Here is a 15,213-nt window from a genome sequence, read left to right on the forward strand (position 1 = left end):
AATGGCGATTTACTGCCTAGCTTAATCGCGGGCCCGGACTTCGGCGAGTCGGTTGGCCCCGAACGGGTCGACCCCGGTGGGATCCCAGCACACGGCCGCCTCCCAGGCGGCCCGCGCCTGCGCGGCGAGGTCGTACGCCTCCTCGTCGAGGCCGACAGCGTTGTGCGGCAACGCGAGATCAAGATCAGCGACATCGACATGCGACTCGTCCCAGTCGATGAGCGCGACGCGATCGGCGGTCATCCGGATGTTGCGCGGATTGGGGTCGCCGTGGACGACGCACCGGGCACCTCCGGCGACGCGCGCCCAGGCCGCCCGGCAGCGCACGACACCCTCGGGCGGCATCGCCCCGAGATCGACCCGCGTTCCGGTCTCGGCGTGCAGGAGATCGGTCGATGATCGCCAGCCCGGGCGCTGCGGCCAGTCACGCGTCAGCCGGTGCAGTTGCCGCAGCGTTTCGCCGACCCGCTGCCAGTCGGCTTCGGTCTCCGGCGGCCCGCCCTCCACGTACGTCATCACCACCAGGCCGTCGGCAAAGCTGCGGCCGTCCGTGGTCGGGATCGGAACCGGTACGGCCATCCCGCCGCGGTCGAGGTGGCGCAACAGGTCGGTCTCCCAAGCAAGATCAGCGTCGCTGCGCCGGCCCAGCCGGCCGACCGCCAGGCGCCCGTTCACCCGGACGCTCCACACCTCGTTGACCCCGACCCCGCCGGTCAACGGTTCGATGCGACGGGCGTCGTCACCCCACTGCTTCAGCGCCGGCCATCCCATCGGCGACATCCTGGCAGAGGCCCATCCTCCACTCAACGGAGTTACCCGTTCGTTCAGGCCATCCGGAACCAGCGGCAGTCGTGCGGGCCGAGATCGATGCTCGCCGTGCCGTCCGTGACCGGCACCGTGCCGTCGACCAACACGTCGGTCAGATCTCCGTCGAGCCGGCCCAGCTCGACGGTGACGGCGCGGTCGGCGAGGTTGTGGACGGCGAGCACGGTGCCGCCGTCGATGTCGCAGCGGTGCGCCAGCACGGCGGGGTCGGCGGTGTCGAGGATCTGGCAGGCGCCCCAGGCCAGCTCCGGGCACTCGCGGTAGCGCTCGATCAGCAGCTTGATCCACTCCAGCAGGGAAGCCGGGTCGCGGCGTTGCTCGGCCGCGGCGTCCCACCACATCGGAGTCCGTACGGCCTCGCGGCCGGGCACCGACAGGTCCTCGGTCATGCCGACTTCCTCGCCGTAGAACAGCACCGGCGTGCCGGGCAGCGAGAACAGTAGGCTGTAGACCAGCTTGATCCGCTTGAGGTCACCGCCCAGCATCGACGGCAGCCGCCGCCGCAGACCGCGCCCGTACAGCTGCATGTCCTCCTCGGGCCCGAACGCGGCGAACACCTCCTGCCGCTCGGGCACGGTCAGCTTGTCCAGGGTCAGCTCGTCGTGGTTGCGGACGAAGGTCGCCCAGTGGCAGTCGCGCGGCGGCTCCGGCCGCTCCTTGAGCGCGTGCGCCAGCGGGCTGGCCTCCTGCCGCGCCAGGGACAGGTACAGCTGCTGCATGCCGATGAAGTCGAAGCACAGATGCAGTTCGTCGCCCACACCGTCGGCGCCGCCGAAGAACTTCATGGTGTCGGTGTACGGCAGGTTCACCTCGCCCAGCAGCACCGCTTCGCCGTTGCGCCGGGACAGGAAGGCCCGCAGGTCACCCAGGTAGTCGTGCGGGTCGGGCAGGGCCTCGATCGGGGCCTCCAGCAGGAACGGCACCGCGTCGACGCGGAACCCGGACAACCCCAGCGCCATCCAGAACCCCATCACCCGCGCGATCTCGTCCCGCACCGCCGGGTTGGCGACGTTGAGGTCGGGCTGATGCTTGTAGAACTTGTGCAGGTAGTACTGCTTGGCCTTGCGGTCGTACGTCCACAGCGAGGTCTCCTGATCCGGAAAGATCACGCCCTGATCGGCTCCGGCGGGTTTCTCGTCGGCCCAGACATACCAGTCGTGCCGCGGGCTGGACGGGTCGCGCGCCTCCTGGAACCAGGGGTGCTGCGCCGAGGTGTGATTGACCACCAGGTCCACGATGACCCGCATCCCGCGATCCCGGGCGGTACGGACGAACTCGGCGAAGTCGCCCAGCGTGCCCAGCCGCGGGTCCACGCCGTAGAAGTCGGTGATGTCGTAGCCGTCGTCGCGGTCCTGCGTCGGGAAGAACGGCATCAGCCACAGGCAGGTCACCCCCAGCCGCTGCAGGTGATCGATCTGCTGGCTCAGGCCGCGGAAGTCGCCGACGCCGTCACCGTCGGAGTCGTGGAACGTCTCCACGTCCAGGCAGTAGACGACGGCGTTCATCCACCACAGGTCCGCGGTCCGGGTCAGTCGCATCACCGCACCTCCGGCAGGACATGATCACCGAACGCATCGAGGAACGCCCGCTGTTCCTGACCGACGTGGTGCAGGTAGACCTCGTCGAACCCGAGCTCGACGTATTCGCGGATGATCTTGGAATGCCAGCCCAGGTCGGCCGAGATGTTCACCACCTGCGCCACCTGCTCCACCGAGACGTGCTCGGACACCGCATCGAAGGTCTCCGGCAGGTCCAGGTCCCAGCAGGCCGGCGGCGGGAACACGTTGCTCCGCCACTGATCATGCGCGGTCGCCCGCGCCGCGTCCTCGTCGGGTGCCCAACTCAGGTGCACCTGCAGGTGCAGTTTCCCGCGGCCGCCGGCGTCCCGGTACGCGTCCCGTACCTTGATCAACTTCTCGGCCGGTGCGTTCACGGTGATCAGGCCGTCCGCCCATTCCGCGCACCACGCTGCCGTCTCGGGACTGACCGCTGCCCCGATCAGCAACGGCGGCTGCTCGGGCCGGGTCCACACCCGGGCTCGGTCCACCACCACCAATCCCCGGTGGGTGACCTCCTCGCCGCGCAGCAGCGCGCGGATGACCTCCACACACTCGCGAAGCCGTGCGGCGCGGGTCGCCTTGTCCGGCCAGGCCTCGCCGGTGATGTGCTCATTGCTGGCCTCGCCGGTGCCGAGGGCCACCCAGAATCGCTCCGGGAACATGGCCCCCAACGTGCCGATGGCCTGCGCGATGATCGCCGGGTGGTAACGCTGACCGGGAGCCGTGACCACTCCGAACGGCAGCGTCGTCGCCTGCAACGCCGCCCCGAGCCACGACCACGCGAACGCGCTTTGTCCCTGCCGGTGACTCCAGGGCGAGAAGTGATCCGAACTCATCGCCGCGTCGAAGCCGACCTGCTCCGCCCGCCGGACCGCGTCCAGCAGCGCGGTGGGGTGGATCTGTTCGTGGGAGGCGTGGATGCCGATGACCGTCACCTCGTGCCACGTACCCAACGGTCGGGAGGGTTACGCGCTGCGCCATCGGTTCAACTGGCGCGCCCGGCAGGATTCGAACCTGCAACCTTCTGATCCGTAGTCCGAAGTTGCCCGCTAGCTGGCGTGTAATACCTAGTCAGAGGACTACTCCGCGGCGGCATGTCTGTCATCTTTGCCATGGGCAGTCTCGATTTCATGGGCATGGCCATGGGAAGCAACTCAGGTGCTGTAACTTATTCGAACAGTCTCGGGCTTGGTCGCCCAGGAGGCGTCTCACTGTTCGAGATCCGGCATGCATCGAGTGCCCTCGGGGCCAACCACCCGTCCAGCAACGCGAGGTTCAGTTGAGGAGTCTGCGTTCGCGAAGCCAGGTCTCGACGTCGCCGCGGTGTTGGGGGACTTCTTCGCCTTGGACGGCCAGGCCGGGGCTGATCTGGGCTCCGGTGCAGGCGGTCGTGTAGACATCTTCGGTACTGCCGAGTCCGCTGACGGCGTAGGTGACGAAGGGGTGGACGGTGAGGCCGGTGAAGTCGTGGGCGTCGGCGAAGGTGGTCATGATCATCGGTGGCCGTTGATTCCAGATCGGGCTGCCGAGCAGGACGTGATCGTAGTCGGTGATCGAGGCGAGCGGGTTGGCGATCGCCGGCCGGGCGTCGGCGTCTTGTTCAGTGGTGTTGCGTTGTACGGTGGCGTCGTAGCTGTCGGGATACGGGTCGGCGGCCTCGATGCGGTAGGTGTCGCAGTCGATCAGTTCCGCGATCATGGTGGCGAGGACTTCGGTGTTGCCGACAGTCAGGTTGCGCCGGTCACCGTAGTAGTAGTTCTCGCCGGCGCGGGAGAAGTAGGCCAGCAGCACCCGCCCGGACCGACCGGCCGGCGGCGACGAAGGGGGCTGGTCGTCGGGGGCGGGGCGGGTGCAGTTGGCGGCGCCGAGGGCGAGGCCGCCGAGCAGGAGGGTCCGGCGCGGCAGAGGTGCGGTCATCGGGGTCAGCGGTTGATCCAGGCCTGCATGGCGGCCGGGTAGCGGTCGCCGGTGTGGTCGACCTGGTCGGAGGCTGCAGTGATCTGAGCGAGTTCGTCGGCGGTCAGGTAGAGGCCGGCTGCTGCGGTGTTCTCAGCGAGCCGGTGGAGCTTGGTGGTGCCGGGGATGGGCACGATCCACTCCTGGCGGGCGAGGAGCCAGGCGAGCGCGACCTGTGCCGCGGTGAGCTGGTGGCGCGCCCCGATCTCGGCGACCAGCTCGACCAGGCGGCGGTCGGCTTCCGGGGCCTGTCGACCGAACCGAGGCAGCCGGCCCCGGACGTCATCGGTCTCGAACGACGTGCCGGTGCTGACGGTGCCGGTGAGGAATCCCTTGCCCAGTGGGCTGAACGGCACGAACCCGATGCCGAGTTCGGCCAGAGTGGGCAGAATCTCGGCCTCGGGTTCGCGCCACCACAGCGAGTACTCGCTCTGCAGCGCCGCCACCGGTTGGACGGCGTGGGCGCGCCGGATCGCCTCGACTCCGGCTTCGGACAGTCCGAAGTGGCCGACCTTGCCCGCGGCGATCAGGTCCGTGACGGTGCCGGCGACCTCCTCCATCGGAACCTCGGGGTCGACGCGGTGCTGATAGAGCAGGTCGATCTTCTCCACGCCGAGCCGTCGCAATGACGCGTCGACCGTTTCGCGGATGTGGTCGGGCCGGCTGTTGAGGGTGTTCGGCTGGCCGGGTTGGATGCCGAAGCCGAACTTGGTGGCGATCACGACCTGGTCGCGGACCGGGGCGAGGGCCTTCCCGACGAGTTCCTCGTTGGTGTACGGGCCGTAGACCTGAGCGGTGTCAAAGAACGTGACACCGCGGTCGACAGCGTCACGGATCAGCGCGATGCCGTGATCATCAGCGACGGGTTGGCCGAAACCGTGACTCAGGCCCATACAGCCCAGCCCGATCGCGGAGACCTCGAGCCCACTGGCGCCGAGAGTTCTGGTGATCATGTCAACGTCCTTGCAGGTAAGAGATTTCAGCGAAAGTAGGTCGGTTGCCGCGGGACGTAGTGTTGCTCCAGCGCGGTCAGCTCGTCCTCGGTCAGGACGATGTCCAGCGCCGCCACAGCGTCGGTGAGGTGATGAGGCTTCGTCGATCCGATGATCGGCGCGGTCACGATCGGGTTGTGCAGCACCCAAGCCAGCGCGACCTGCGCCATCGACACACCCCGAGCTTCCGCAATCTGCTGGACGGCGTCGACGATCGCGGCGTCGCTGTCCAGGAACAGCGGCGTCCCGTACATGTCGACGTCCGGGTTCTTGGCCGATCGTTCGGTACCGGCCTGGCCCCACGGTCGGGCCAGCCGCCCCGCAGCGAGCGGGCTCCACGGCAAAGAGCCGACGCCCTGGTGGGCGAGCAGGCCGAACATCTCCCGCTCCTCCTCGCGGTGCAGCAGGCTGTACTGGTCCTGCATCGTCACGAACCGGGTCCAGCCACCGAGATCGGCGGCGTGCTGCATCGACGCGAACTGCCAGGCCCACATCGACGAAGCGCCGAGATAGCGGACCTTGCCCGCCTTCACGACATCGTGCAGCGCCTCCATCGTCTCCTCGATCGGCGTCGCCGAGTCGAACCGGTGAATCTGGTACAGATCGATGTAATCCGTTTGAAGGCGGCGCAGTGAGGCGTCGACCTGCTCCATCACGGCCCGCCGAGACAGCCCACCACCGCCGGGGCCGTCGTGCATCGGCTGGAACAGCTTGGTGGCCAGTACGATGTCGTCCCGGCTGGTGTACTTCCGCAGGGCGCGGCCGACGATCTCCTCCGAGCTGCCGTAGCCGTAAATGTTGGCGGTGTCCCAGAACGTGATGCCCAACTCGATCGACTGCCTAAAGATCGGCTCGCCGGCCTCGTCGCCCAACGCCCACGGCATCCGGGAACCATCACCGAAACTCATACAGCCCAGCGCGAGCCGGCTGACCTTCAACCCCGACGATCCGAGTCGTACCTGTTCCATGGTGACGTTCTGCCCTTCTGTTCGATGTGTCTCCATCAAACGCGTCGGCCACCTGCCGAACCAGTGACTGCCGTGCCATGTATTGCCAGTACCTGGTGCGGCCCCGGCCAGTGCCCGTACCGTCGGAATCGTGGACCGCCGCAAGGACATCCAGGAATTCCTGACCAGCCGCCGCTCCCGGCTGACCCCGGAACAGGCCGGCCTGCCCACATTCGGCGACCGGCGCCGGGTCCACGGCCTGCGCCGCGAAGAAGTCGCCATGCTCGCCGGCGTCAGTGTTGACTACTACGCCCGCCTCGAACGCGGTCACCTCGCCGGAGCCTCCGACACCGTGCTCGAAGCCGTCGCCCGCGCCCTGAAGCTCGACGAAGCCGAGTACCAGCACCTCCTCGACCTCGCCCGCACCACCCCAGCCGCTCCAGCAGCTCGCCGGTCCACCCGACCGAAACAGTCCGGACTCCGGCCGGCCGTGCGCACCATCATTGACGGGCTCACCGGTATCCCGGCCTACGTCCGCACCCCCACCATGGACATCCTCGCCGCCAACGAACTCTGCCAGGCCCTCTACGACGGCGCCCTCGACAACGACAAACTTCCCGTCAACCTGGCCCGGTTCCTGTTCCTCGACCCCCACGCCCGAGACATCTACCTCGAATGGGAGCAAGTCGCCGACGACCTCGCCGGCTCACTCCGAACCCAAGCCGGCCGCGACCCGCGCAACCGCGCCCTCAGCGACCTCGTCGGCGAGCTGTCCACCCGCAGCGACGACTTCGCAACCCGCTGGGCCAAACAGAACGTCCGCCTCCACCGCACCGCCCGAAAGACCCTGCACAACCGCATCGTCGGCGACATCCAATTCACCGGCAACGCCCTCGATCTAGCCGGGGACGACCTTGTGCTCGTCGCCTACACCGCCGACCCCGGAAGCAACGCCGAAGATCAACTCCAACTCCTCATCAGCTGGATCGCAACGCGCAGGGCGGTGCCGCACGCCAGCACGTCGACAGACATCTCGGCCGGCGGATAACTCAAGCCGTCCCGACCGCCACCTCGAATGACTTTGCCGGATGCGGGCACAGCCTCCTACCTCTGGCAAATCGCGGTCGGCTCCCGCGACGACCCCAACATCTACGTCACGGCGCCAGGTTGCAAGCGCACCGAGACTTTCAAACATCAACTCTGAACCAGTGGGCCCGTGGACTCGAAACCTACAATCCGCGGATTAAAAGTCCGAGGGCTGGCGCAGTGCCACTTGTCTCAGGCGGGAACCGCGACCTGTTGGGTGCCTTGAGTGTCAGATTCGGCATGGCTTGCTGGCTGTTGATGGACAGAGTGATGGACAGATGATCATGAAGACTCCGAGGTCCTGTGTTACGGTCCATCCCCGCGATGCAGGCCTGCCGGTTACCCTGCGCCACACGTGTACGACCACACCGTCCGCGCACTGCTCGATCGAGAAGATGCTCAGGCACGGCCCAGGCCAGCACCTGCCAGCCCTCCGGGATTTGGGCGGTGGCCGGGTGCACCGGGCCTCCCGATAGGTCGCGGCAGTGCCTTCGACCACCGATGCACCTATTCAGATCCGCAACCCAGCACGGACGGAAAGTACCGGCCCGCTCCCCGCAACAAGAAGCGTTCTGAGTCCCACAGTCGATTCCACGGATGAGCCCACTTTCCCGGCAAGCTTCCACAACGGGTGAGATCATGAACGAGGTGATTCAACCAGCCTCATGAGTTCCCGGAGGGATCGGCGGCCGGGGGAGCTTCGTGCCCGGCGCAAGCCGGGGGTCGAAGTCCCGACCCAACCGTCCAGCGAAGGGAGCACCACCATGTGGGTTGCAACTTGGATGGCCGTGGTCGTGCTCATTGCCTTAGCTTTGATCCGGCTCGCGGCAATTGTTGTTTCACTCTGGGGCGTTCCGCCCAAGGATCGCAGTAGGGTACTACGAGCTCTCTCGAAGTGCTTTAAGTTTTGGCAGAACCGGCGGCGGAAGTAGCACCAGGGTGTGGCCCTCTCGACGAGAGGGCCACACCAATCCAACCCCGGAGTTCAGGCCCACACCTAGGGACGTCAGCCTGACCCGTGCCAGACCCGCGGGGCTGAATATCTCTAGAAGTCGATACCGATGTCCTCCCAGAACAGTTCCAGGCCGTCCTCGGGACTCTCATCGTCCGGCCTCCCGACCAACAAGCCTGCGGATCGGATGGCGTCGTGCAGCTCCAGGCCAAGGTCGTAATCTACATGCTTGACATGATTTATATGGCCCAGGAGCTTACGCTTCCCGAGGACTGACGCCCCAAAGCCCGATCGCACTACGTGGTGGACTTCAAGTCGCAGGAACCGCTTCATATTTCGCGGTATATGCGGGCCGTTGGGGTCGTTCACCGACAGGCCGGTCACGTACTGCGCGTGGCCGGCACGCATGAAGCGTGTCTTGCGGTCTTGTATCTCCCAGCCCTGGCTCCTCAGAACTCCTTCAATCTCCAACCTAATCTGATCATCGAGGTGCTCTCCCGAGAATGACAAGTCGTCGACGTACCGAGTGTAGCTCAGGGAGTATGATTTGGCACAGTCACCGAGAAGCGCATCAGTGCCATCGAAGATCATATTCGCGAGTAGCGGGCTCGTACTGAACCCCACAGGGAGAAATCCACCTAGAGTCGTACACCGTGCAACAAGCGCGCTTGATTCAGGATCAGCTTCTGACGTCCGAAGCGCATCTTCGACTTGGCTGACCGAAATCGACTCGAAGAATCGACGAATATCGATCCGGAGAACTACCTTTTTCCCCACATGCGCGCGCGCATTCGTCAATATGCCGCGCTGCTTTACACATCCATGAACACAGTCGCGCGGAACGAAACTTAGTTGAGCTTCAAGACTTCGCCGAATGCCCTTTATGATTGAGTCGAGCGTGGTCGTGAGGCGAACCACGCGACGAAATCTCCCTCGCCTTGAAGGGATCCTCAGTATCGTGAATCCTGTTTCCGCCTCAAGAATCCGAGCAGTCTTGTCAAGCGTTCCTGGCGGAACGCCCATCATGCGTTCGATTTGATCAACCGTGACTGCCATTTCGAATTCCAGACTAAAGGATGGAGGTGAGCCGAAGTGCCTGATCTAACTTCCTGTCGCATGCGTCCTAGCACGCCCAAGGCGTCACCCCCATCCGCGCGATATCATATCATAGGACTAAAGGGCAGGTCCCGTCGAGAGAAAGTATGGCCGCCATCATCTATCGAACGTATTAGCGAGATTGACCGTCGAAGCACATTCAGGTTGCGCCAAGTGAAGTCACTTGGCGACTGAGTCATCGCCTCACACTGCCTGTACCCCTTGTACCAACGAGAGAAGGTGAGCATCGTATAGTCACACACTGACAGGAGATGCGGCTGCATCTTTGGCGTTATATTCACTTCGACGAGCGGCTTGCGCCTGCCCAGGGATCGCAGACAGTGCCTCACAACTGGGTCAAAGTAGGGCTGGAGCTCGTCATTCTGTTCGAAATACATCTTTATAACGCGCCTCCCCCGATACCGGCGCAGTACTGTTCTTATCAGTTCGCGATAGAGAAGTAGAGTCGTTCTAACTTTTCCTAGCGGACCGCCTCAGAAAAGAAGAGATAAGAATTGAACCCCAACGTGTGGCCAAGGAATGGAACGAATCGACCAGCGACATCGGCCGAGTCATTCGACATGTGAAATCCGTCAGACTTGAAACGCTGGAAGGAATCCAATTCGTCCAGCCAGCTATATCCAGTGAGCTCCTCATACAGTCGCTGGATCGAATCATTAATCGTCGCAAAATCGGACTCCGCGACCGTGGCCCCAACGCAAACCATCGGGTCAAATGACTCATCGAGCGCGACATGAATGATTCCATCTGCGTCTGCCTCATCCTCTTGCGACTGAGTCACAGACTCGATTGTAACACCAGATCAACCGTTGCCGAAGATCGGTCAGAATATCCACTTCCAGTCAAGGATTGGGCCGATGCGCCAGTTCCTGACGAACGGTTCGGCTCGCGTCGAGACACTGCTTCGCACATCAGATGCTAGCCAGCCGACCCTGTTGTCACTCCAATTACCCTCTTTGCGGATCACATTCTCTGCCCGAAGCGAGGCGTCGATAGCCTTCGCGTGCAGGCCAAGAGCAATCCCCGCATCGCGGCCTTCAAATTTGGATCTGCTGAAGGCGAACGGGCCCGCTTGGCCCGCGGTGTCTATTTCAACTCCGTTGCACATGAGTCGACCGCGGTCGAATATGACCCGGTCCGGCGCGGAGAATCGAACCCGTAAGATAACATCGCGAGGACCGTGCCGGATCGTTAAAGTCGAGCCAATAAACTCTGCGTCCCAGTGTCGCGTCTTGAAGCGTAGTTCATTGTCATCCAGCAACAGTTGCACCTGGTTAGCCAGATCGAGAACAACAGCCGACACAAGATGACGACCAGACTCGACACGAGTCGAGAACAGAGGGATTCCGTGAACAACGACCCCAACGAACCTCTTCATCCCGCGCTTAAGCGTGAATTCCGTTGTCCCGATCTCCACAGTAATCGCGTTATCGCCATATGCCATTGCATATCCTGGCGTGGATGCGGCCTGGAGGTTCGCGGGTCTGCAATCTGCCAGCTCGACTAACTTCTCCGGCAAGAATCCTCTGGTCTTCTCGCTGTGATGATTGGGGCACAGGAGGGTGATCTCTTCTGCGACATGCCGCCGCGTTGTTGACCAGCCTCCAGCCATGTGGTCATACTCGACGATGGGATTCCCACATATCACGCAACCGTAGCCGCACCTTTGACGCACAATGCGCTTTACCGCATTTGGAATGTTCGAACGGTCGCTCACATCCGGCCTCGTCGAGTGCTCGACCACGACGCCCCAAGCGGAACGCCACGCAGGAACCCCAACATGCTGATCAAGTTACAGGACCTTTTGCGCTGCGGGGCTAGTTTTGGGACCTTGCCACCAGTGGTAGGGCCGTGGAACTCGAACCCACCCCACGGACTAAATGATCTTGAGGCATGAGCCCCGCCAGGCTGACAGAGGTCCTTGCGAGGATGTGCTCATGGGGCTCGTACCGGATCTGCCGTCGCGACACGTTTGGGTGCACACCCACGGCAGCTACGCCGCGCCGTCACCCGGAATCGTAGCCCTCTGGCTCCCACAACCCGGAACCGAGACCTGGCGGTGCCTGGTTGCCGTGCAGCGGACCCCCGCATCGGTCAGCGTCGTCTGGGTCCCGGCCGAGCTACTGGACCCGATCCCAGACCCGACGCCGGCTGGCTCTTGGACGGGCCGGCGGGGCACCCGCCACGCATGGCGAGGCCCGCTCTACGACGGAGGCAGGCCCTCGCCCGCGTTAGTGCTCGACACCCGACGTGATGGCGGAAAATGGCAGGCCCAGATTGCAGCTGTCGACACTCACCAGGGCGACGTCTTGATTCGGTGGGAATCCCCCGACCAGATTCGACCCGTCACCGACGACACCGCGCCGCGGCGAACCCCCGGATCGGTGTAGCTCTGGGAATTGTCAGTCCGTCGTGCGATCGTTGAATCATGGATGTGCGCGCTGAGGACATCGAGAGGATCCCCCGTGGGAATCTCCGGGTGCCGCGTGCCGCGTTCGCGGAAGTCTGGCGTGCAGCGGAACTCCTCGGCAAGACTGAAGAGTACGCAACTGGTGTCTGTCTGATGTGCAGGTGGATTGCGTGCGCCACTGTCACATTCAACGGCCGGCCGGAACCAGCCCGAGCGCCAATCACCCACACCACCCGGCGCGCACACGAGGAGTTGCTGGAGCGCGAACATCTCGCGGCAGACAAGAAGGCTATCCGGGTCGCTGGCACTGACGATCCTCGGCGGCTGATCGTCGAGGGCGCAGCCGCGACGTTGAGATGGGCATGGAAGGGGCAGGGCCGGCCCCCACTGGACCTGCCAGCGGCCCAAGCGAGTTGAGTCCACTCCACCCCATCGGGGTTGGATTTCTTAGAGGGCTTGAATGATGCGTCCGCCGATCCAGCGGGCGACGTTGACCGCGACCGCGTTCCCGGCCTGCATCTGCTGCTCGCCGTTGTTGCCGTGGATCGTGTAGGCGGATGGGAATCGTTGGGCGTTGGCGGCTTCGCGGGGCTTGAGCATCCGGAAGTAGCAGTCCTCGACAGCAACGCCGGCCTGGAGGAGTCCGTGAGCTTCGCGGGTCGCGACCGTCGACAGCGGCTGATCGGTCCGGTGGGGCTTAGCGCCCTTTCGGTATGGGATCACCAGGGTCGGCGCGGACTGCGCTACCGCCGCGGGAAGGGGCTCGGTGACGGGTTTGACGGCGTTCCGGTCGACGAGCCGGCCGCCGTACTGCTTCATGATCATCGCGCTCGGCGGCACGGTCAGGTAGTGGTGCCGGGCGGTAGCGAAGGTGTCGAGCGGCTGGCCCATCGGGGTCGGTCCGGCGTGGTTGCGGAGCATCGTCACGAACGGTCCCGGACTGACCAGGCCCTCGCGCTTCACGGTCGCGGTCGGCATGGGCTGCTGGTCCGGGTCGAAGGGTCGACCGTTGGATCCGCCGTGGTTGACGCCCATCACGAACTGCGGGGTCGCCGCGATCGCGTTTTGCGCGGTGGTGACCTGCGCCGGGGTCGGGCTGCCGTCGACCGGCCACGCCCTCAGGTAGGAGTTCGGGGCGCCGGACGCGCTGTCGTAGGTGTTCCCGCCAGCAGCGACCAGGGCCGGGTTCCCGATCGCGCGGAGTCCGTACTCGACCCGCCGCAACGTGTTGGCGCCGAGCGGGCGCATGCCGTGCTGTTCCCGGTCCCCGATCCGCACCCCGATATCGGTGAAGTCGATCGCCGCCGCGGCCGGTGCGGTGAAGGGCTCGATCACGCCGTGGTCACCGACCGGGCACACGTACAGGTACTGGGTTCCGTACTTGCCGATCGTGCGCCCAAGGAATGTCTGTTGGCCCTTGCGCGGCTTCCACCACTGCACGGCTTCCACGACCTGGTCGCAACGCGGGCAATAGGCCAAGGGACGCGGTGACATGTCGGGCTGCTTGATGCCGGTACGGGTGAAGATCCCGTAGATCCTGTCCCGCCACTGGGGCGCGGGGTCGTTGCCCTGCAAGTCGAACGCGTGGGCGGCGGAGATCGAAATGAACTGCTGCTGGTAGCCGAGCGCGGCCATGCCTGCCAGCCACACGTCGAACAGTTCCCAGTCGGCCGCCTCGACGACGTTCTCGATCACCACGAACGGGTAGCGGTGCAGCTCGGCGGCCCGGATCACCTCCCAGAACGTCACCCTGGTCCGTTCGAACGCCGCAGTCGGCACGTGGCCGTGGTCCTCGAACAGGTCGAGCTGGTGGCCCTTCTTCCGCCGGCCGCCGGCCGGTGACAGCTCGGTGCAGATCGGCGAGGCCCACAGCACCAACGTCCGCGGCAGATACCGCAGATCGATCTGGGACACGTCCGCGCACAGGTGCTCGGTGTCGGGGTGGTTCGCCGAGTGGGTCTCGCACTGTTGACTGCACTATCTCTGGTCCTGATCTTGTGGGCCACACACGTGGAGGTAGTTGCAGGTGGAGCTTCGGCAGGCCGTGCTGGAGGGGCGGGTTCGCATGCCCCAGCTTGGTGACGTGACAGTGACCGGGGATCCCCGGCTTCCGTATTGGGTGGTCGATGGGGACGGTGTCCCGCTCGGCTACATCAGTGCTTTCCTCCGCGAGCTCGTGCTCGGCGACGGGAGTCCGCTGACCTGCCGGTCTTACGGTCACGACCTGTTGCGGTGGTGGCGATTGCTGACGCTGCTTGAGGTCGAATGGGACCGGGCTACCAGGGTTGAGATCGAGTTGCTGATCAGCTGGATGCGGTCGGCGCCGAATCCGCAGCGGCGGCGCACCCGGACTGATGCGGAGTCGCCCGGTTCGGTGAACCTGAAGACGGGCAAGCCTAGCCTGGCCGCGGGTTATGCGAAGACGACGATCAATCATGCGCTGTCGTCGCTGTCGTCGTTCTACGCCTTCCATTTGCGCAATGGGGACGGGCCGCTGGTCAACCCGGTGCCGGAGTCTGCCGAGCGCCGCGCGTTGCTGGCGCACCGGAGCCCGATCGCGGCGCGGCCGGTGACTCGCCGGGCGCCGCTGCGCCAGCGGGTTGCCGATCGAGCGCCCCGCTCAATTCCGGAGCCGTTGTGGGAGGAGTTGTTCGGCGCGCTCCGCACGAACCGGGACCGGGCGCTGTTCGAGTGCTACGTGTCCAGCGGCGGCCGCGCCGAGGAGCTGCTGGGAATGCTCGGCCGGCACATCGATTGGGCTGGGCAACGGATCTGGGTCGTGTCCAAGGGGACTCGCGTGCTGGAGGCAGTGCCCGCCTCACCGGCCGCTTTCCGTTACCTGGCTTGGTATTTCGACGAGCACGGCGCACCTGGTCCGGACGATCCGGTCTGGCGAACGATCCGCGGTCCGGTCCGGCCGCTGACTTATTGGGCGGCCCGGCGGGTGTTGCAGCGCGTCGATGAACGGTTGGGCACGAACTGGACGTTGCATGATCTGCGGCACACGGCTGCCTACCGGATGGCCGCCGATCCGAACATGTCGTTGGTCGAGGTGCAGACGGTGCTGCGGCACCGGCAGCTTTCCACGACCGAGCGGTATCTGCAGCCGCGGACGGAGGAACTGTTCGACAAGCTCGCCGAGCACTTCGCGCGCCCGGTCGCCGCTCCGCAGTTCGCAGTCGGCTACGCCGCCGACGACGTGAAGACGGTGTTCGGTGGCTAGGACTCTGACCCGTCCGCACACGCGGCCCGCCCGGCCGGACGTCACCCGGACGAAGTTCACCACGCCCGCGGTCGTTCCCGCCCCGGCCCCGGCGCCGGCGGATCCGCCCCGTCCACGCGGCCGGCTGGACACCGCCGACATCGACAC

At 65.0% G+C, this 15,213-nt stretch carries 12 protein-coding genes and 1 pseudogene; 2 read left to right on the plus strand and 11 right to left on the minus strand.

Translation table 11 applies throughout. The features are described from left to right. Positions 1–21: 21 nt before the first annotated feature. The 6 genes from BKA15_RS15825 to BKA15_RS15850 form a co-directional block, all read right to left on the minus strand. Positions 22–771 carry a phosphotransferase enzyme family protein gene (locus BKA15_RS15825; RefSeq protein WP_179752317.1) on the minus strand — a complete coding sequence of 250 codons (750 nt, stop codon included), beginning with the start codon at positions 769–771 and terminating at the stop codon, positions 22–24. A gap of 53 nt (positions 772–824) precedes the next feature. Beyond that, a complete protein-coding gene (locus tag BKA15_RS15830) occupies positions 825–2,363 on the minus strand; it encodes an alpha-amylase family protein (protein ID WP_179752319.1) in 1,539 nt (512 codons plus the stop codon). Beyond that, positions 2,363–3,319, minus strand: coding sequence for a TIGR03885 family FMN-dependent LLM class oxidoreductase (locus BKA15_RS15835; RefSeq protein WP_179752321.1), 957 nt, complete (start codon positions 3,317–3,319; stop codon positions 2,363–2,365). Before BKA15_RS15835 ends, BKA15_RS15830 begins: the two co-directional genes overlap by 1 nt. 340 nt (positions 3,320–3,659) lie before the next feature. After that, positions 3,660–4,301, minus strand: a complete 642-nt coding sequence (locus BKA15_RS15840) for a flavodoxin (protein WP_179752323.1) — start codon at positions 4,299–4,301, stop codon at positions 3,660–3,662. A gap of 5 nt (positions 4,302–4,306) precedes the next feature. After that, on the minus strand, positions 4,307–5,293 hold the full coding sequence (locus tag BKA15_RS15845; protein ID WP_179752325.1) for an aldo/keto reductase: 987 nt from the start codon (positions 5,291–5,293) through the stop codon (positions 4,307–4,309). A 26-nt stretch (positions 5,294–5,319) separates the two neighbouring features. After that, positions 5,320–6,450 (minus strand): aldo/keto reductase, encoded by a 1,131-nt coding sequence (locus BKA15_RS15850; RefSeq protein WP_312879055.1) that lies wholly within the window; start codon positions 6,448–6,450, stop codon positions 5,320–5,322. Here BKA15_RS15850 and BKA15_RS15855 point away from each other — a divergent pair. Further along, a complete protein-coding gene (locus tag BKA15_RS15855; RefSeq protein ID WP_312879057.1) occupies positions 6,431–7,327 on the plus strand; it encodes a helix-turn-helix domain-containing protein in 897 nt (298 codons plus the stop codon). The two genes, BKA15_RS15850 and BKA15_RS15855, sit on opposite strands and share 20 nt — an antisense overlap. Before the next feature lie 1,083 nt (positions 7,328–8,410). Here BKA15_RS15855 and BKA15_RS15860 read toward each other — a convergent pair. The 5 genes and pseudogenes from BKA15_RS15860 to BKA15_RS36410 all read right to left on the minus strand — a co-directional run. After that, a complete protein-coding gene (locus BKA15_RS15860; protein WP_179752327.1) occupies positions 8,411–9,373 on the minus strand; it encodes a reverse transcriptase family protein in 963 nt (320 codons plus the stop codon). Between the two features lie 520 nt (positions 9,374–9,893). Further along, a complete protein-coding gene (locus BKA15_RS15865) occupies positions 9,894–10,214 on the minus strand; it encodes a hypothetical protein (RefSeq protein WP_179752329.1) in 321 nt (106 codons plus the stop codon). Positions 10,215–10,256: 42 nt separating this feature from the next. After that, positions 10,257–11,045, minus strand: coding sequence for a hypothetical protein (locus BKA15_RS15870; protein WP_179752331.1), 789 nt, complete (start codon positions 11,043–11,045; stop codon positions 10,257–10,259). 1,245 nt (positions 11,046–12,290) lie between these two features. Beyond that, positions 12,291–13,337 carry a DNA cytosine methyltransferase gene (locus BKA15_RS36890; RefSeq protein ID WP_312879693.1) on the minus strand — a complete coding sequence of 349 codons (1,047 nt, stop codon included), beginning with the start codon at positions 13,335–13,337 and terminating at the stop codon, positions 12,291–12,293. 27 nt (positions 13,338–13,364) lie between these two features. After that, positions 13,365–13,799 (minus strand): annotated as a pseudogene (locus tag BKA15_RS36410) (DNA cytosine methyltransferase); the annotation flags it as partial. A gap of 127 nt (positions 13,800–13,926) precedes the next feature. On the opposite strand from BKA15_RS36410, the gene BKA15_RS15880 reads away from it, so the two are divergent. Next, positions 13,927–15,066, plus strand: a complete 1,140-nt coding sequence (locus BKA15_RS15880) for a tyrosine-type recombinase/integrase (protein ID WP_218871361.1) — start codon at positions 13,927–13,929, stop codon at positions 15,064–15,066. Positions 15,067–15,213: the final 147 nt, after the last annotated feature.

The sequence above is a fragment of the Microlunatus parietis genome (assembly GCF_013407955.1).
Taxonomy (GTDB): Bacteria; Actinomycetota; Actinomycetes; order Propionibacteriales; family Propionibacteriaceae; genus Microlunatus; species Microlunatus parietis.